Here is a 19,084-nt window from a genome sequence, read left to right on the forward strand (position 1 = left end):
CCTTTTTGTTAATTATTAATTACTTGGGCAACCTTGCCATGTTCAAGCACAACAGTTGTTTGTGCATGTTTTGATACTTCAAGTGAGTGAGTCACAACAATAATAGTACTCCCTTCTTCGTGCAGTTGATGCAGTAAATTCATAACCATTGCTTCATTGCTTTCGTCTAAATTACCTGTAGGTTCGTCGGCTAATATTAATTTTGGATAATTGATTAAGGCTCGGGCAATACACACACGTTGCTGTTCCCCACCTGATAGCTGATTTGGCAAGTGCTTAGCGCGAGCAGCAAGACCGACCCTTTCCAATGCTTGCATGGCTTCTTTTTCATCAACCATGCTGTGATAATACTGTGCCACCATAACATTTTCCAGTGCAGTTAAATAAGACACTAAATGAAATTGTTGAAAGATAAGACCAATTTTATCACGGCGGATTTCGGTTAATTCGGGTAGAGATAATTGGGTAATGTCTTGTCCATCTAAAATGACTGATCCTAATGATGGTTTATCCATACAACCAATAATATTCATCAAGGTCGTTTTGCCACTGCCTGATGGTCCCATAATAGATAACCACTTGCTCTCTTCAACTACTAAATTCACCTCTGATAAGGCATGAAGAGAACCATAAATCTTAGATACATTATTAACTTCGAGTATATTCATACTTTACATCCTATTCGCCACGCAATACTAATGCTGGCTCAACATCTAATGCACGTTTAACGGGAATTAAACAAGCAATAACCGTCACAATTGCTGATATTAAAACGGTACTGGGTATCAAATAAAATTCAATAATGATTGAACGACCAAAAACGTTAGAACTGATCACCTGCGCAAAAATAAGTCCACAAATCACCCCAATTATCCCCCCAGTAATCCCCAAAACTAATCCCTCCGCTAAAAACTCTTTAGCGATACTTTCATTCTTAGCACCAATGGCCTTTTTAAGACCTATTTCTTTACGCCGCTCCATTACGACAGTCATCATGGTGGTAGCCACGCAAATCATGGTCAAAACTAATACTATAAAAGTCACTAAATAAAGTAATGATGACAGCTTACCTAATACTGAAGTTTCCGATTGTGTCACCCATTTAATTAAATGTGGTTCAATTGTTGCTGATTGGCTTTTAATGACTTCTATATAATGCTTTAACTCATTTTGTGATGCAGTGATACTGACTTCAACAACGTCGGCTTGATCACTCTCCTCGAAAAACTGTTCTAAATCATAAAGATCGACAAAAATAAAATTATCTTCTGCTCTACCGGTTTTAACAATACCGGTAATAGTTAACTCTTCATCAAAATGAGAACCTTGCTTAGATTTACCCGAAATTGATATTTCATGACCAACGTTTAAATTGGTAAAGTTAGCTACATCGGTACCAATCATCACTTCATGGTCTTTTTTGGGCAAACCGCCCTCAATATGCCAATAAGGACTGGTTTTAGTAATTTGATTGAAGTTTGTACCGACAATGGTATAGGGTTGCTGATTAACACGCACATTACCATAGCGAAACGGTGTGACGCCAAGTAGTTTATCTTGTGGTAATAAGCTTACAGCTTTTTGTACATCAACCATTGACATCGTTGGTTGATTATTACCAGGTAATAATAATAAATTCGCACCATAAGAACGAAACTCCTGCCCCATCTGTCTTGGAAGATCAAAACAAAGCGTAACCATACCTAATAATACCGTTGCGCCAATCGCCACGCCTAATAATGCAATAGTAATACGTGAGCGTCGACGAATGAGCGAACTCAATACAGTTTTAATAATAAAGCGTCGATTTTTATTCATCATCATATCTACCTTTGCCCTTATCGTCCATGCAGTACTTCAGTAGGGCGTAAAAACATCATAATACGCAATGCAGGTAGACTACCTAAAAAAGTAATTAGGGCCACCATTATTAATACTAAAGGAACAATAATCATTTTAGGTTCGACAAACGAACCGAATACGGTATGACCAATAATTTGCGCAAAGCCAAGACCAATAAAGTAACCAAAAATACCACCAATTAAGGCAATAATTAAAATTTCGATTAAAATGAGCATGGCAACTGCCCCATTAGTCGCGCCGAGCGCTTTGAGTAAGCCAATTTCGGTACTGCGCTCAATCACATTTGCCGTTACTAAATTTGATATAGCTAAGGCAGAACACATCAATGATAAAACAGTTAACAATAGCATTAATAACTGAGTTTTTTGTAAAATAGAACCTTCTGAATCAGCCACTTGCATAATGGCTTTAACGCGAACATCTGGCATTAGCTCTTCTAGTTGATAAGCAATTGAACTTATATAAGCAGTACAATACCAGGTATCCCATTCGGTGCGGGATAAGCTATTAGGATCTTGCGCTGCTTTACGGGCTAATTCGTTTTCAGGAGTGGTTAATGCGCTCACATCAACTCGTTCAACCAGTCCATTTTTATCAGCTAACTGCTGTGCGATAGGGAGTGGAACATATAATTGTGAATCTTCAACACCACCACTATGAAAAATATTGTGTACGGTTAAAGTTATTTTTTGTTTAGTTAATGCAGAAGTAATCTCGATACGGTCACCTAATTTTAAACTCCACTGTTTAGCCACCGACTCACCAACCATTACACCTTGCAGGTTATCATCAGTCATCTTATCGCCTTCAATTGTCCACCATGATTTCATGGCTAACATACCAGTATCGACCTCATCGCCAGTTGGTATTTTAAGGTGTTGATTAAACCAAGTTCCGACAAGTGTAATGGGTTTATTATTTAACATTGCTTGAACATTAAGATAAGGAGCAAAATCGACAATATTATATGCCCAGAAAATCATCTTAATTTTAACTAAATCTTCTTGTTTGATGTATTGTATCGTTTGTTGATGATCATTATTATCCAACTTGTACATTTCGCTTACTAATGCGGTACTTTTAGGTACAATATTTAGGTTGGCACCATACGCTTTTAATTCTTGATTGACTTTGTCACCAACATCAAACATTACATTTAACATGGCAGTGGCTAAAGAAACACCCAAAGCAACAGTAAGCGCAATTAAAAAGAGCTTCTTTTTTTGGCGTACTAACACGCTTAGTAACATTCTACGAAACATACTCTATTCCTTGGATACTCTTTATTTAAAACGACCTTTTTCGGCTTCAAGATGCGCAGGACGAATCACCATATTGCCGTCAATAATTTCATATTTAAGTGGTACTGGGTTACAACCTCCAGCAAAACCAATAGTAGCAATGTTCATTACGACATCACACAAAATGCAAACGACTTGATTACCACGTTGGTAGTAACCACTTGCGCCACAAATATCACAAGCATCAAAGCCAACACCATAGGCATTTTCGCTTTTTTTAATCACAATAAAGCGAACCAAAGTACCATCGTTTGCTTGGTAACCATAACGATGCAAATTACCATCATTGATGTGATCAAGAGGAATAACAATTAAATTGTCCGCATTGGCTACAATTGGTTCGGCAGGTGTCAGCTCTACCCCTTTTTCAAAAATATAACGCGCTCGTGTCACTGTATAAGCTGTCATAGCAACGCCAGCCATCAGCAATAATGATGTCCTTCTATCCCGAAGTAATTGCGATTTAAGTTTGCGAATTTGTGCTGGATTGCTACCCACTAACGAGGTTGTTTTTGATTTAAAGTAGAGAATAATCGTTAACAGCGATAAGATTGACATAAAAATAAACGTGAAAAAATTGACATGACTTAAAATAAACATCACCCATTCCATCATCCATTTTTGTGAAGCGATAAATCGTCTAACAATTAAAATTTGCATAATATTAATACCATTTTGAATGGTAAAAATAATCATTAAAAGCATTGTGACTATTGTAACTATCCGATTAGATAACCTGCCACACAGTCGATAAGTAAATAAACCAATTAATACACAAATCAGTAAAGCAAAACCATATCCGACCCATTTGAACAAATATTCATTATTAAAAATAGATTCCATTCCGACAGAAAATTCAAATGGATAAAGCATTAAATTCGGTAGGTATTGTGCCGTAATTAATCCACAAGCCAGCACATATAACATTATCAATAAAACCTTAGTCAAGGTTTTATAACAAAAATTTTGCATACAAATGCAAACTAATAAAGGTAAGGCAATAATGACCCAAGGTATAATTATACCAAGATCATAAAATTCACGGACTGCAAATCCAGTGTTACGTTTTAAAATGGCATAAATTAATGCTGCAATAAATCCTAATATGAAACCAACAGAAATAATTTTTTTTTGATGGAAGGTGTTTGATTTGGCTATTATTGCACTGAGAAGTGCAATCATAATTACAGGAATAAACGTATTGTCGGTAACTTTGATAAGATATTGAAGCATAATCATTGCCTGGTTTTTATAATATAGATCGGCGAACTTAATGCTCGCCTTAAATCATCCTAATTTAAAAAACATTATACTGCTTTTTTATAACACATTACCATGCACGAGGGAGATAATCAAAATCCCAAGAAACTTCAATTGGTTTACTCCAGAAACGTCCTTCAACACCAGTCTCTTTGTCTACATGCAATAAATAACCTTGTTTTTCTGGATTTTCAATAATAAAGGTCACTTTATATTTACCTGCACCTTCAAGTTTAATGTTATTACCATAATGTGGACCATCTGATGCACTCATAGGCATAAAGTTACCTTCAATGGCTTTATTACTGCCTTCTTTTTGGATTTTATATTTTACGGTTAAATAAGGAACAAAACTGCCCACTCCATAACCTAATTTATTGCCTTCTGCTGCTGAAATATCAGCTTCAATATGCATGTCAGCCTTTGATGCTGGTAAACCACCAATACCAGCTGGCTCCATATCAACAGGTTGGAAATATACTGCACCAATATGTAATGGACCAACTGTCACTTCGTCACCGATTGGAAATTCTTCAAAACCTTTTTGTTCACCTGGTGCAGGTGCCGCAGCATGAGCAAATGAAGATAATGCACATATTGATGAAATACCCACGGCTATAAATAATTTTTTCATTGGAGACTCCTTTACAATTTAAATAGTAGTTTAACAATCTTATTGATCAGTTTTAGCTACTTTTGATTAACTATCTGTTATTACTCTTTGATAACAGCACTATCACTTTCAGTACATTCTTTGTTTTGTCAAAACAAGGTTACTAAAATAGTCTGTTACTTTTCCACCTTTGTGATTTAATCGTTAAACCTTAACAAGAAAAATTTTTATCTATTGCTCTTTCTGATTATTTTTACTTTTTTTGTAGTACATCACTGACAGTACCACAATAAGTACCATAATTACCTGTGGTATCAATGTCTCGACAGTTGGATAGATACCTAAAATTTCTACCGAATGTACAAAATCAACGGGTGTAACAGGGATAATATCAGCTTCCTGTAACTCTTTTACACCACCGCCAGCAAAAGCTACCGCCATCACATACATTAGCATGCTTGTGCAAATAAAAAATGGTTTAAGTGGTAATCTCACTGCTCCAAAGCGAATGACAATAAAGATAATTGATAAAATGATTGTTCCTACACACAGACCATACCACACCATATCCATATGTTCTTTGGCATCCGCTAACATGGCTTGATAAAAGATAATGGTTTCAGCACCTTCCCTAAATACGGCTAAAAATGCAGCAAATCCTAAGGCAAAACTACTGCCAGTCGTCACCGCTGTTTGGACTTTACCTTCTACATAGCTTTTCCAAGCTTCCGCTTCAGATTTTGAAACCATCCAGTTACTGATAAATAACAGGACAACAGTAGCTAATAACATGGCACCACCTTCCATAATTTCTTGGTTAGCACCGCTTAAACCAACAACAGTATGCAAGGAAATTGCTGCAAGAATGCTAGCAAAAATGGCTACTAATGAGCTAACATACACCACCTTCAACATTGGTTTATTATTAGTACGCACTAAATAGGCAGAAATGGCTGCAATCACCAATATGGCTTCTAAACCTTCACGGAAGATAATGATGAAAGAAGCAAGAAAGACACTCAAACCACTCTCTTTTTTACCATCTAATTCGTTTGCATCTTCATGTAACATTTTTAAAATTACATCGATTTCAGCACGAACTGTTTTATTCGGTGCGCCGTTGGTCATTAATCGCTTAATTTTAGCAAATTGATATTCAGTATCTGTTCCACGCTTTCCTGAAATATAAGACATTACCGCTCGTTCAACGCCATGCTTTTCATAAAAACCAAAATAGGCATTATTAACTCGAGCCTTAGCTCGTTCGACGTCTTTTATGAAATAGATATCATAGGCATCATTTAAGATTACATCCATTTCATCAATAATTTCGTTCCAGCTTTTGTATTGTTTTTCTTTGGCATAAGATGAGGGTACAAAAGCAACCAAGCTAGCAATAAGCAGTAAAGCTAGCGTAAAAAACTTTTTCATAACGTCCTTTACCTTTTTACTTACCTAACAAAATCATACTTAACGGTACATCATCCTTTGGCAATTGTAATGCTTGGCTTATTGCTTCTGATTTAATGGAATGAATATAACGAGCACTTAATTTTAAAGCCGCCGCTGCTAAATACACATTTTGGCTCATAGCACCAACTGCGGTATAACTAAAGTTAGTGATTTCCTCTGGTGTAATATCAGTTAATGCACCTGCATCTAACACAAAGATCAACGAATAAGCTGCACGTTTAGTAAAACTTTGCTGACCAATATCACCACGGATATCTTGATTATTGATTTCGTGCAGGTAATGACCTTCCCATTCATATAAAAAAGTGCCCTTTTCACTTGCAACATAAATGCGCACATAAGGAGCTTTGCCTTTTGCCATCGGTACTGTCCAACCTGACTTACCACGGTTTAATCCGCTAGCGGCCCAAAGTACTGTAGATAATTCATCAACTGTAACTTGCTCTGAAGGAAATCCACCGCCTGGGGTAGATGCGCGTTTTTTAAGACTTTCAAACAGGCTCATTCCATCTTTAGTTTGTGGTGTCGGTAAAGTAATATCGGCATAACAAAATGATAAAGAAAACAATAATAAAAATAGAACGGCAACGGTCTTCCGTAAACCCCAAGGCATAGCACACCTCTGACCTTTTGGTAATAATGTGGTGATATCTTATTGCTAATGATCATAATTATCAATATCAAATAATAATAATTATCATTTTGAAACAAAATTAAACTGATTATAATTATGAATAATAATCAAACCAATTATCGTTATCGAACATACTCAAATCTCAGCTTTATAGCATTTATTAGCTAGTTATAAAAATACTAATCAAAACAAATTCAATAAGAAAATGCACTAGAAAGTTAATAAAGGTTAATGTTAATATTTAATTATAAAACAGATAGTTATAACCATAATCTCTTTATGTACCGGAATAAACCATTGCAGTTCAAAACGGAAATAGAAACTAAGAAAATGTTTCCAATACATACACGGAGTTTTCTTTTGAGTAAAATTCATTCATCTTTTTCAAAAAGTTTCAGATTATACCTATGTTTCAGTATAAAGACATCGAAAATTCACCTAATCAATTTAGAAATAAAATTATTTAATAACAATATGTTAATAAGATACATAATAATAATTAATAATTAATGCTTTAGTACTTTTACTAAAACAGAAGCAGTAGTGAAAGTAATGTTTTGTCAGTTCTTGATGTTCATTAGTTATCTTCGTACAATAAACAAAATTTTTATTTTGGTTTGTTATGCAATTACATTTAGTGATTAATACGTTTGGATCCGATTTGCAGCGCCGTTATGGAGAAAAAATCTATAAATTGACGTTACATGGTGGATTTAGTTGCCCAAATCGTGATGGTACTCTTGGTGTTGGTGGTTGCACTTTTTGTAATGTGGCGTCAATTATCGATGAATCTATCCAAGTCAAATCAATTTCGCAGCAGCTTGCCACACAAGCGCATCAAATGAAAAAATCGAAGCGCTACCTTGCCTACTTTCAAGCTTATACCAGTACTTATGCTGAGGTTGAAATTCTTAAAAATATGTATCAAGAAGCACTCAATAGTGCTGATATTGTCGGTCTTTGTGTTGGTACACGTCCAGATTGTGTACCTAAAGAAGCATTAAACTTACTTGCTCATTATCAAGATCAAGGATACGAAGTTTGGTTAGAACTGGGTTTGCAAACCGCTAATGATCAAACATTACACCATATTAATCGTGGGCATACCTATGACGATTATTACCAAACAGTACAAAAAGCTCGCCAACTGGGGATTAAAGTTTGTACACATTTAATTATTGGTCTACCGAAGGAAACCAAACAAGATAATTTATTTACGTTAGAACAAGTATTAAATTGTGGTGTGGATGGCTTAAAACTGCACCCGTTGCATATTGTTGATGGTAGTATTATGGCCAAGGCATGGCGCGCTGGACGTCTTGATGTGTTGTCATTAGAAGAATATGTAGATATTGCTGGTGATATTATCAGGCAAACTCCAGCGAATATTTTATATCATCGAATTTCAGCCAATGCCAGAAAGCCAACTTTACTTGCCCCTGATTGGTGTGAAAACCATTGGCAATCGATGAATGCCGTCGATCATAATTTACGTCAATTTGGCGTGCAAGGTAGCGCCATCGGCGATAATTATTGTTTTAAATCATAGGATGATTTAATGGATAGCATTCAAATAGTAAATCATGCATAAAATGATTTACTAATCATCCTATCTTGATATTAATGAATGAATTGTAAAATATTTTTCAACGGATTATCAGCAAACTGTAGATGGTAAAACAATGGGCTTGAGTGAACTTGCTGCCCATTTGCAATTATTGCGTAGTGTGGTCAAACAACGCTTCGGCAGTTAGAATTCCTCTTTTAAATTGGTTGGTATGAATAAAAAATAGAGAAATTGAGACTATGATGTCAATAATTGAACATTAAAATATCTGATAAAGCCTTTTTCAAAGGAAAAATTATTCAACTAATTTAAAGGGGTCAATAAGTTGGTTACGATTCAAATGATTTTATACGTAAAAACTCATTTGTATTAACCGTCATAATAAACTTGACTCTTAAAATCAAACTTTGCGCAACAATCAATACTAAGTATATAATATCCCTTTATTACTCGAGGCAATTTGCATGCAATTAGCTTTTTGTATCTATAAATATTTTCCCTATGGCGGTTTGCAACGTGATTTTTTGCAAATTGCTAAAGCCTGTCATGATCGAGGTCATAAAATTCGTGTTTATGTAATGGAGTGGAAAGGCGATATACCTGACGAATTTGAAGTTATATTGGTTGCCAAAAAAGGCCTTTCAAACCATAGCCGAAATCAAGCTTATTACAATTGGGTTAGGGATCATCTTAAGTCTAATCCAGTCGATTGTATTATTGGTTTTAACAAAATGCCCGGCTTAGATGTCTATTTTGCTGGTGATACTTGTTTTGCCGAAAAATCTGCACACAAAGGTTTTTTTTATAAACAATGCAAACGTTATAAACACTATTTAACATTTGAACAAGCTGTTTTTAATCAAACCTCAACCACTAAAATCATGGTGTTAACAAAACAACAAATTCATGATTTCAAAAATTATTATCATACTCAAGATGAACGCTTTTATTTATTACCACCAGGAATTGCTCTAAATCGCAAATACAATGTTTATGCCCCAATAAAGCGTGAACAATTTCGACAAAAGAATCAAATAAGCCAGGATGATTTTGTAATAGTACAAATTGGTTCAGACTTTAAACGTAAAGGAGTTGATCGTTCATTAAAATCCATTGCTGCTTTACCTAATGAATTAAAACAGAAAGTTACCTACTTGGTTGTTGGACAAGATAAACCTGAACCCTATCAAAAATTGGCTCAAGAATTAAATATTACAAAACATGTACGATTCTTTTCAGGTCGCGATGATATTGCGGATTTTTTATTTTCAGCCGATCTTTTACTTCATCCAGCCAGACAAGAAGCTGCAGGTATGGTATTGATTGAAGCATTAGTAGCAGGTGTACCTGTAATGGTTTCGGGTATTTCTGGCTATGCTTTTCACATTAGCCAGGCTAATGCTGGTATTGTATTAACTGAACCTTATCATCAAAATGATTTAGATCAAGCGTTAATTCAGTCAATCAATAATAAAGAGCAATGGCTGAGTTGGCATAAAAATGCCATTGCCTATAGTAATAATGAAGATTTATATCACCTAGCACAGCGAGCAGCAGACATTATTTTAGGATGTCATCATGAATGAGATTAAACTTAAATCACCCTTTAAGCAGTTATGGCAAAAAAAAGATCCCTTTACTGAGGTTGAACGAATTTCAGGTAAAATCTTTCGTGCAGTCAAACAACGTAAAACTTTAAACTTTCAATTAAAAGGTAAATCATATTTTATAAAAATTCACCGTGGTACAACAATTAAAGAGATTGTAAAAAATCTAATTGCGCTACGTTTACCTGTTTTAGATGCTAAACAAGAATGGGATGCCATTCATCGTTTAGAACAAGCTGGTGTAGATACGATGAATGGTCGCGCATTTGGACGAAAAGGTTTGAATCCACTCACACGTCACTCTTTTATTATTACCGAAGATCTTAACCCTACCATGAGTTTAGAAGATTTTACTAAACCATGGTCTACTCAGCCTCCGAATTATCATTTAAAACGTTCATTGATTGTTAATTTAGCAAATATGACCGCTAAAATGCATGCTGCTGGGGTTAATCATCGTGACTGCTATTTATGTCATTTTTTGCTAGATTTACCGTTATATGAAAACCATCAGCATATTAAATTATCAGTAATTGATTTACATCGAGCCCAAACTCGTAATAAAGTCCCTACGCGTTGGCGCGATAAAGATCTAATTGGACTTTATTTTTCATCAAATCATATAGGCTTAACGGATCGGGATATTTGGCGATTTTTGAAAATTTATTTTAATAAGCCACTTAAAACAATTTTACACGATGAAAATGAATTGATTACAAGTGCACAACAAAAAGCAGAACGTATTGGTCATCGGACAAAGAAGTATCAACTGTAACAATAAGGAAATACTATGTTTATTGAGAAAATTGATATTACAGGATTTCGAGGTATAAGCCAGTTATCTTTGAAATTTAACGCAAGTTCAAGCGTACTAATCGGCGAAAACCGTTGGGGACGCTCTAGTTTAATTAGTGCGCTGTCGTTATTATCCCTAAACAATAAGTTTTATCAATTTGTTGACACTGACTTTTATCACGACCAAAATCATGTTTATGGTGATAGCATAAGCATCAAAATTACTTATTGTGAATCGACCTTAAATGAGCTAGATAATCAAGCTTATCATTCATTAATCCCTGTTAGCTTGTATTCAGAACAAGATAAGTTGCGTCGTATTACATACCATATTAGCGCCGATAAACAAGGTGATGATATTATGAGTCAGCATTTGTTGATTGATGCAAAAGATAAACCATTTGATATTGAAGATCCTAAATTATTGATTGCTCAATTAATCGAATTAAACCCAGTAATGGCGCTAAAAAATACAATTAACAGTAATGATTTACCCATTACTAATCAACCACTGTCACAATATTTTGTTGAGAAACTGTCTACTCAATTAAAAAAACATTCTTCACAATTAAGTCAAAATGAATTACAACGTGGTTTGCAGGCTGCTCGGGCACTTTTGGAGTATTATTTTGTGGATCAGCAGCATCGTTATCACTATAAACAAGTTGCTAAAAAAACGAGCCCACGCAGTGAAGACTGGGATTCGCTTGAACATATCAATAATATTTTAGATGATTTAGATGATTATTACTTACGTACAACTTTGTTGGGGGTATTTGGGTCAATTATTAGTGCCAAAGGTAATAGCACCTTATCAGAAAGTTCAGTACCAATTTTAATATTAGAAGAGCCAGAAAGCCAAATTCACCCAATCATTTTATCGGTTGGATTTCGATTACTTAAACATCTACCGACTCAAAAAATTATTACTTCTAATTCAAGTGATTTAGTATCACTTTTTCCATTAGATAGTATATTTCGCTTGATTCGTCTGCCCAGTAAAATTATTGCTAAATACATTGAGCCATATTCTTTTGGAGCGGATGATAGTCGTCGCATTTTGTTTCATATTTTCTATCGACGTGCCAGTGCCATATTTGCTCGTTGTTGGCTATTGGTGGAAGGTGAAACTGAAGTTTGGTTATTACGAGAACTGGCAGAACAAAGTAATTATCATTTAAGTTCGGAAGGTATACAGTTAATCGAATTTGCCCAATGCGGTTTAAAACCGTTGATAAAGTACGCAAATAGAATGGGCATTCATTGGTATGTAATAACCGATGGTGATATAGCAGGTAAAAAATATGCCGATACCGTAAAATCTCTCTGCCCTGAAGGCAAAGATTTAAGTGATTATTTAACCGTATTGCCTGCTCGAGATATTGAAAATTTTTTATTTAAACATGGATTTAGCGATGTTTATAAATTAGCGGCGTATAATACCGTACAATATATTGATATGCCTATAACTAAAATTATTCAAAAAGCTATCCATCGAAGTTCTAAACCGGATTTAGCCATTGCTATTTGTGATAACGCAAAATCCCGTGGTGTAAGTGCTATACCTAATTTGTTAATGGATACATTTGCTAAAATTGTCAAAGCATCAAAAGATTTAGCTTAAGCGTTTATTAAATAAGTATTATTAAATAGATTAGTTAAAAAATATGGTAAATAATTGCTTGGATAACAGTTCAAAACATAGTGGTTATGTCCCGTTATTTTTTTATTTATTGATTTTCCGCCGAATCATTATCGGCGGATAAGCTTTATTAATAAAAGTATTAGCAATTATTTAGTGATACGTTTGTACTTCGCGCGTTTTGGCTCAACAGCATCTGCTCCTAAAGTACGTTTTTTCCATTCTTCATATTCAGTGAAGTTTCCTTCAAAAAACTCAACATGCCCTTCGTCTTGGTAATCCAAAATATGAGTTGCAATACGATCAAGGAACCAGCGGTCGTGCGAAATCACTAAGGCGCAACCAGGAAACTCTAATAACGCATTTTCAAGCGCACGCAATGTCTCAACATCTAGGTCATTGGTCGGTTCATCAAGCAATAACACATTACCACCAACTTGTAATAATTTGGCTAAATGTACCCGACCGCGCTCACCACCTGAAAGTTCACCAACGCGTTTTTGTTGATCAACGCCTTTAAAATTAAAGCGACCGACATAAGCACGACTTGGAATTTCGAAATTGCCAATGCACATAATATCTTGTCCGTTGGATATTTCATCCCATACGGTCTTTTTATCATCCATGCTATCTCGGAATTGATCAACCGATGCTAATTGCACAGTATCACCTAAGTTAATAGTACCTGAATCCGGTTGTTCTTTACCTGACAACATTCTAAACAGGGTTGATTTACCCGCCCCATTTGGGCCAATGATTCCCACAATTGCCCCTTTTGGAATGGTGAATGAAAGATTATCAATCAGTAAGCGATCACCATAAGATTTACTTAAATTACTTACTTCGATAACTTTGTCACCTAAACGTTGCCCAGGTGGAATAAAAAGTTCGTTTGTTTCGTTACGTTTTTGATAATCATTACTGTTTAGCTCTTCAAATCTTGCTAAACGGGCTTTACTTTTCGCTTGACGACCCTTTGGATTTTGCCTTACCCATTCAAGCTCTTTTTCAATCGATTTACGACGTGCAGATTCGGTTGCCGCTTCTTGTGCTAAGCGTTGATCTTTTTGTTCAAGCCAAGATGAGTAGTTGCCTTCCCATGGAATACCTTCACCACGGTCAAGCTCTAAAATCCATCCCGCAACATTATCCAAGAAGTAACGGTCATGGGTTACGGCAACAACTGTTCCTTCATAATCATGCAGAAAACGTTCCAGCCAAGCAACCGACTCAGCGTCAAGATGGTTGGTAGGTTCATCAATTAATAACATATCTGGTTTTTCAAGTAATAACTGACAAATAGCAACGCGACGACGCTCCCCACCGGATAAATTTTCAATTTTCGCATCCCAATCGGGTAAACGTAAGGCATCGGCAGCACGCTCTAATTGGTTATCTAAATTATGTGCATCTTGTGATTGAATAATTGCTTCAAGTTCTGCTTGTTCTTTGGCTAATTTATCAAAATCTGCATCAGGATCAGCGTAGGCTGCATAAACTTCATCTAACCGAGCGAGCGCTTTTTTGGCTTCACCAACCGCCTGTTCAATCGCCTCTCGTACAGTTTGCTTAGGATCAAGCTTGGGCTCTTGAGGTAAATAACCAATTTTAATATCAGGTTGTGGACGAGCTTCGCCTTCAATCTCGGTATCCACTCCGGCCATGATACGTAATAAAGTGGATTTACCTGCACCATTTAAACCTAGCACTCCAATTTTGGCACCCGGAAAAAAACTTAAAGAGATATCTTTTAATATATAGCGTTTAGGGGGAACAATCTTCCCTACGCGGTTCATGGTATAAACATATTGTGCCATAAAACATCATCCGTTTAATTAATTAAAACTAGCAATCGAATCGAATTGCTATGTGATTGATGGCATATATTGTAATGATTCTATCTGTATGGTCTAGGGTTATTTATGAATTATGATGTAAATTAAGAAAATAGTTATCCAGTAGGTGATCTTTAATAGACTAATTAATATATCACCATCCAAAAAGCAGTTATTTAATTCCATTAGATATAAAATATTGGCTTGGAGCTTATCAGTAAAAATATTGAGAATTAACACATCAAATTAATGAAAAATTGAATGATACAGCGGCAAATATTATGCGATATGTTGGTTTTGATTAATAATAAAAAATGGTGGTTTTAATTAAAGTTAAAAACGAGTATTTATTTTGTCTACATTTTTGTAGTGGTTGTTTTTTCATGAGGCATTAACACGAAAACAACAGCAACCTTTTTAATATAAATCACTGAAATATAAATATTATTATCAAAATTGTGAACTTTGTTTTTTAATTTATCCCACCTATAATTAGATGGGATAATCATAAATATCACTAAAATTTACTGTTTACAAAAAAGTAAAAATTTGTTCTTTTGGTAAACGTGATTTAGGTCGATGTGCATTACCATCATTTTCAGATCGATAACCTAGTGTCGCAATCACTAAACTTTTCAATCCTTTTGCTTTTAAATCTAAGATCTCATCCATTTTTTCACAATCAAAACCTTCGACGGCAGTGGAATCAATACCAATAGTAGCAGCGGCGAAAAGCAATTGTCCTAAAGCAAGATAAGCTTGTTTACCCTCCCAACATTGCTGAGACTGAGGTGTTGAGCTATTTAAGTTAACAAAATAACGTCTACCTTGATCCTGAGCATCTTTTAATTCTGCGGTTGGGATACGCCCATCTTTTTCTTCTTGATTTAATAAATTGACCAAATGCGCTTCATCTAATGACGTTTTAATACAAAAAACAATAGTATGTGATGAGTCTGTAACTCGAGGTTGATTAAACTCAGCAATAGCCGGTAAAATTTTATTTTTAACCGTATCATTATTAATCACAAAAAAATGCCATGGCTGAGAATTGACCGATGATGGACTGTTTCTTAAAACCGTTAATAATTGTTCTATTTTTTCTTTAGGAATTTTCTTACTTTTATCGTAATGTTTTGTTGTGTAACGGTTTTGAGAAATTTCGACAATATTCATATCATAACTCCATCTAGATGATTGTTAATAAAGGTAAATTAAGGATTTTTAAATTAGATTAATTAGATATTCTTGTCAAATTTACGATTTGGCTAACATTAAAAAGAATGCATTCAATGTATTTTCAATAAAAATTGATTAATATTGTGCACGCATTTCGCTCAATTACAATATAATTGTTACTTTAATGACATTTCTTTACGGAATTACCAAAAGAAATGGTCACATTAATAAGCTACATCGCTAATTATAATAACCTATATTTATTAATGTATACAAAATATTTACTCTATTATCATTAGATTAAAATGAATAATCAATAAATATTAGCCTTGACATTCAAATTATTATTTGATAAAACTATTGATAATATTTTGAACAATTTAAATTAAACAATTTGAGAGTTTTAATGATTAAAACAAATTACCTTTTGCTCACTCACCTCCTCGCATTTTTTTGCGCGGATGACTTGTGTGTGGAGTAAAGATAATCAATTAAATAACTCGACAAATTAACAAGAACCCGCGCTAAAGTGCGGGTTTTTTTGTTTTCTTAACATGAAATACCGCAATAGCACTAGAATATAAAAAAAGGAAAAAACAATGAGCGATCAAGTCATTATTTTTGATACAACTTTACGCGATGGAGAACAAGCATTACAGGCAAGTTTAAGCGTTAAAGAAAAATTGCAAATCGCGCTTGCGTTAGAAAGAATGCACGTTGATGTCATGGAAGTTGGTTTTCCTATTTCATCTCCTGGTGATTTTGAATCGGTGCAAACCATCGCAAAAACAATTAAAGATAGCCGAGTTTGTGCCCTATCTCGTTGTGTCGATAAAGATATTGATGTTGCAGCAGAAGCGTTAAAAGTTGCCGATCAATTTCGTATTCATACTTTTATGGCAACTTCAACCTTACATGTGCAAGACAAATTAAAAATGACATTTGAAGATGTCGTAAACAGGGCTGTGCACTGTATTAAACGTGCACGTAATTATACTAATGATGTGGAGTTTTCTTGTGAAGATGCAGGCCGTACCCCAATTGATAACTTATGTCGGATTGTTGAAGCAGCAATTCAAGCAGGGGCAACAACGATCAATATTCCAGATACTGTCGGTTATACTGTCCCTTATCAATTTGGTGGCATTATTCGTACCTTATTTGAACGTGTCCCGAACATTGATAAAGCGATTATCTCTGTTCATTGTCATGATGACTTGGGCATGTCGGTGGCTAACTCGATTAGCGCGATTCAAGAAGGCGCTAGGCAAATTGAAGGCGCGATGAATGGTTTGGGAGAACGAGCAGGCAATACAGCCTTAGAAGAAGTTATTATGGCAATAAAAGTTCGTCAAAATATTTTAAACGTTCACACTAATATCAATCATCAAGAAATTTATCGTACCAGCCAAATTGTAAGCCAAATTACTAATACACCAATACCGTCTAATAAGGCGGTTATTGGTAGTAATGCATTTGCACACTCATCAGGAATCCATCAAGATGGGATACTAAAAAACCGCGAAACTTACGAAATCATGACACCTGAATCAATTGGATTAAATCAAATTCAATTGAATCTCACTTCTCGCTCAGGAAGGGCCGCGGTGAAACATCGTTTAGAGGAATTAGGCTATCATGATAAAGATTATAACTTAGATCAAGTCTATAAAGCATTTCTAGAACTTGCCGATAAAAAAGGGCAAGTGTTTGACTACGACCTTGAAGCGCTTATTTTTATAAACCAACTCAAAGATGAAAAAGAGCATTATATTTTGGATTATTTTAATGTTCAATCTGGCTCAACGATTGTATCAACAGCTTCGGTCAGCTTAAAAATTGGAGATAAAAAGTTTTCCGATGCAGCAACGGGTAATGGTCCTGTTGATGCTGTATATCAAGCAATAAATCGAATCACTAATCAACCTATTGCCATTGTTAAATATCAATTAGCCTCAAAAGGACAAGGTGAAAATGCTTTAGGTCAAGTTGATATTGTTGCTGAATACAAAGGACGAAATTTCCATGGAGTAGGACTGGCTACCGATATTGTTCACGCATCGGCATTAGCATTAATTAATGTTTTAAATAATGTTTATCGAGCAAATCAAGTCGCACAAGAAAAACAAAAATTACACCTTGTTTAATATTATTTTGTTATTCAAGTAATAAAGTAAGTCAATACATTAAATTGTTAAGGAATAAGAACATGACACAAACTTACCATATTGCAGTACTACCCGGCGACGGTATTGGTCCAGAAGTAATGAAACAAGCCTATAAAGTACTTGAAGTCATCCGAAAGAAATATAATCTATCTATTACAACCAGTGAATATGATGTTGGTGGCGCTGCAATTGATATTCATGGCTGCCCATTACCTAAAGACACGTTAGAAGGCTGTGAAAAAGCTGATGCAATTTTATTTGGTTCAGTTGGTGGACCTAAATGGACTAATTTACCATCGGATCAACAACCAGAACGTGGAGCATTATTACCCTTACGTAAACACTTTAAATTATTTGCTAATATGCGCCCTGCCCGGTTATACCAAGGTTTAGAAGAGCTTTGTCCATTACGTGCAGATATAGCAAAACATGGGTTTGATATTTTGTGTATGCGTGAATTAACAGGTGGCATCTATTTCGGTTTACCTAAAGGACGTGAAGGTAGCGGAGCTCAAGAAAGAGCCTTTGATACTGAAGTGTATCACCGTTTTGAAATTGAGCGTATCGCTAAAATGGGCTTTGAAGCTGCACGTTTACGTCGTAAAAAAGTGACTTCTGTTGATAAAGCCAATGTACTTCAAACCTCAATTTTATGGCGTGAAGTTGTGACTGAAGTTGCAAAAAATTATCCTGATGTTGCTCTTGAACACATGTATATTGACAATGCCACCATGCAATTAGTAAAAGATCCTTCACAATTTGATGTAATTTTGTGTTCTAATTTATTTGGTGATATTTTGTCCGATGAGTGCGCAATGATTACAGGTTCAATGGGAATGCTACCATCTGCGAGTCTTAATGAGCAAGGATTTGGTTTATACGAACCTGCTGGCGGTAGTGCACCAGATATTGCTGGTAAAAATATTGCTAATCCTGCTGCACAAATCTTGTCATTAGCGTTATTAGTTCGTTACAGCTTAAAACGCGATGATATTGCAACAGCAATCGAAACAGCCGTTAATCAAGCATTAGAAAAAGGCTATCGTACAATTGATCTTGCCCAAAAACAGCCATCAATTTCAACCGATGAAATGGGTGATGTTATTTGTAAACTTATTTAATAGTTTTTGGTCAATCTAATAAAGGG

General features: G+C 35.1%; 15 protein-coding genes. 6 read left to right on the forward strand and 9 right to left on the reverse strand.

Features of this window, described 5'->3' with window-relative positions; genetic code table 11:
• Positions 1-8: 8 nt before the first annotated feature.
• The 7 genes from J3U13_RS02080 to J3U13_RS02110 form a co-directional block, all read right to left on the reverse strand.
• The gene (locus J3U13_RS02080; RefSeq protein ID WP_267339813.1) at positions 9-668 is read right to left on the reverse strand and encodes an ABC transporter ATP-binding protein; all 660 of its coding nucleotides are present in this window, start codon (positions 666-668) and stop codon (positions 9-11) included.
• Positions 669-678: 10 nt separating this feature from the next.
• On the reverse strand, positions 679-1,821 hold the full coding sequence (locus tag J3U13_RS02085) for an ABC transporter permease (protein ID WP_267339815.1): 1,143 nt from the start codon (positions 1,819-1,821) through the stop codon (positions 679-681).
• Between the two features lie 17 nt (positions 1,822-1,838).
• Complete coding sequence (locus J3U13_RS02090; protein ID WP_267339817.1) at positions 1,839-3,125, reverse strand: ABC transporter permease; 1,287 nt, start codon at positions 3,123-3,125, stop codon at positions 1,839-1,841.
• Positions 3,126-3,146: 21 nt separating this feature from the next.
• Complete coding sequence (locus tag J3U13_RS02095; protein WP_267339819.1) at positions 3,147-4,397, reverse strand: Fe-S-containing protein; 1,251 nt, start codon at positions 4,395-4,397, stop codon at positions 3,147-3,149.
• A gap of 97 nt (positions 4,398-4,494) precedes the next feature.
• On the reverse strand, positions 4,495-5,058 hold the full coding sequence (locus tag J3U13_RS02100; RefSeq protein WP_267339821.1) for an iron transporter: 564 nt from the start codon (positions 5,056-5,058) through the stop codon (positions 4,495-4,497).
• Between the two features lie 210 nt (positions 5,059-5,268).
• Positions 5,269-6,468, reverse strand: coding sequence for an FTR1 family iron permease (locus tag J3U13_RS02105; protein ID WP_267339823.1), 1,200 nt, complete (start codon positions 6,466-6,468; stop codon positions 5,269-5,271).
• A gap of 16 nt (positions 6,469-6,484) precedes the next feature.
• Complete coding sequence (locus tag J3U13_RS02110) at positions 6,485-7,123, reverse strand: nitroreductase family protein (protein WP_267339824.1); 639 nt, start codon at positions 7,121-7,123, stop codon at positions 6,485-6,487.
• A gap of 643 nt (positions 7,124-7,766) precedes the next feature.
• Here J3U13_RS02110 and J3U13_RS02115 point away from each other — a divergent pair.
• The 4 genes from J3U13_RS02115 (at position 7,767) to J3U13_RS02130 (ending at position 12,737) form a co-directional block, all read left to right on the forward strand.
• On the forward strand, positions 7,767-8,693 hold the full coding sequence (locus J3U13_RS02115; protein ID WP_267339825.1) for a TIGR01212 family radical SAM protein: 927 nt from the start codon (positions 7,767-7,769) through the stop codon (positions 8,691-8,693).
• 482 nt (positions 8,694-9,175) lie between these two features.
• Positions 9,176-10,297 carry a glycosyltransferase family 4 protein gene (locus J3U13_RS02120; RefSeq protein ID WP_267339826.1) on the forward strand — a complete coding sequence of 374 codons (1,122 nt, stop codon included), beginning with the start codon at positions 9,176-9,178 and terminating at the stop codon, positions 10,295-10,297.
• On the forward strand, positions 10,290-11,093 hold the full coding sequence (gene rfaP / locus J3U13_RS02125) for a lipopolysaccharide core heptose(I) kinase RfaP (RefSeq protein ID WP_267339828.1): 804 nt from the start codon (positions 10,290-10,292) through the stop codon (positions 11,091-11,093). Before J3U13_RS02120 ends, rfaP begins: the two co-directional genes overlap by 8 nt.
• A 15-nt stretch (positions 11,094-11,108) precedes the next feature.
• The gene (locus tag J3U13_RS02130; protein WP_267339830.1) at positions 11,109-12,737 is read left to right on the forward strand and encodes a DUF2813 domain-containing protein; all 1,629 of its coding nucleotides are present in this window, start codon (positions 11,109-11,111) and stop codon (positions 12,735-12,737) included.
• Between the two features lie 167 nt (positions 12,738-12,904).
• Here J3U13_RS02130 and ettA read toward each other — a convergent pair whose 3' ends face one another.
• Both ettA and nfsB read right to left on the reverse strand, forming a co-directional pair.
• Positions 12,905-14,572, reverse strand: coding sequence for an energy-dependent translational throttle protein EttA (gene ettA / locus J3U13_RS02135; RefSeq protein WP_267339831.1), 1,668 nt, complete (start codon positions 14,570-14,572; stop codon positions 12,905-12,907).
• 549 nt (positions 14,573-15,121) lie between these two features.
• Positions 15,122-15,766: an oxygen-insensitive NAD(P)H nitroreductase gene (nfsB, locus tag J3U13_RS02140; RefSeq protein WP_267339833.1), complete on the reverse strand. Its 645-nt coding sequence runs from the start codon at positions 15,764-15,766 to the stop codon at positions 15,122-15,124.
• Between the two features lie 602 nt (positions 15,767-16,368).
• Here nfsB and leuA point away from each other — a divergent pair.
• Both leuA and leuB read left to right on the forward strand, forming a co-directional pair.
• Positions 16,369-17,916, forward strand: coding sequence for a 2-isopropylmalate synthase (gene leuA / locus J3U13_RS02145; RefSeq protein WP_267339834.1), 1,548 nt, complete (start codon positions 16,369-16,371; stop codon positions 17,914-17,916).
• A gap of 62 nt (positions 17,917-17,978) precedes the next feature.
• The gene (leuB, locus tag J3U13_RS02150) at positions 17,979-19,058 is read left to right on the forward strand and encodes a 3-isopropylmalate dehydrogenase (protein WP_267339835.1); all 1,080 of its coding nucleotides are present in this window, start codon (positions 17,979-17,981) and stop codon (positions 19,056-19,058) included.
• Positions 19,059-19,084 lie beyond the last annotated feature (26 nt).

This window comes from Gilliamella sp. B2887 (genome assembly GCF_026537015.1).
Lineage (GTDB): Bacteria > Pseudomonadota > Gammaproteobacteria > Enterobacterales > Orbaceae > Gilliamella.

What these genes read in the sequence shown, in the direction of transcription:
- J3U13_RS02080 (WP_267339813.1), bottom strand. Translation starts at nt 668, where the DNA reads ATGAATATACTCGAAGTTAATAATGTATCTAAGATTTATGGTTCTCTT.
- J3U13_RS02085 (WP_267339815.1), bottom strand. Translation starts at nt 1,821, where the DNA reads ATGATGAATAAAAATCGACGCTTTATTATTAAAACTGTATTGAGTTCG.
- J3U13_RS02090 (WP_267339817.1), bottom strand. Translation starts at nt 3,125, where the DNA reads ATGTTTCGTAGAATGTTACTAAGCGTGTTAGTACGCCAAAAAAAGAAG.
- J3U13_RS02095 (WP_267339819.1), bottom strand. Translation starts at nt 4,397, where the DNA reads ATGCTTCAATATCTTATCAAAGTTACCGACAATACGTTTATTCCTGTA.
- J3U13_RS02100 (WP_267339821.1), bottom strand. Translation starts at nt 5,058, where the DNA reads ATGAAAAAATTATTTATAGCCGTGGGTATTTCATCAATATGTGCATTA.
- J3U13_RS02105 (WP_267339823.1), bottom strand. Translation starts at nt 6,468, where the DNA reads ATGAAAAAGTTTTTTACGCTAGCTTTACTGCTTATTGCTAGCTTGGTT.
- J3U13_RS02110 (WP_267339824.1), bottom strand. Translation starts at nt 7,123, where the DNA reads ATGCCTTGGGGTTTACGGAAGACCGTTGCCGTTCTATTTTTATTATTG.
- J3U13_RS02115 (WP_267339825.1), top strand. Translation starts at nt 7,767, where the DNA reads ATGCAATTACATTTAGTGATTAATACGTTTGGATCCGATTTGCAGCGC.
- J3U13_RS02120 (WP_267339826.1), top strand. Translation starts at nt 9,176, where the DNA reads ATGCAATTAGCTTTTTGTATCTATAAATATTTTCCCTATGGCGGTTTG.
- rfaP (WP_267339828.1), top strand. Translation starts at nt 10,290, where the DNA reads ATGAATGAGATTAAACTTAAATCACCCTTTAAGCAGTTATGGCAAAAA.
- J3U13_RS02130 (WP_267339830.1), top strand. Translation starts at nt 11,109, where the DNA reads ATGTTTATTGAGAAAATTGATATTACAGGATTTCGAGGTATAAGCCAG.
- ettA (WP_267339831.1), bottom strand. Translation starts at nt 14,572, where the DNA reads ATGGCACAATATGTTTATACCATGAACCGCGTAGGGAAGATTGTTCCC.
- nfsB (WP_267339833.1), bottom strand. Translation starts at nt 15,766, where the DNA reads ATGAATATTGTCGAAATTTCTCAAAACCGTTACACAACAAAACATTAC.
- leuA (WP_267339834.1), top strand. Translation starts at nt 16,369, where the DNA reads ATGAGCGATCAAGTCATTATTTTTGATACAACTTTACGCGATGGAGAA.
- leuB (WP_267339835.1), top strand. Translation starts at nt 17,979, where the DNA reads ATGACACAAACTTACCATATTGCAGTACTACCCGGCGACGGTATTGGT.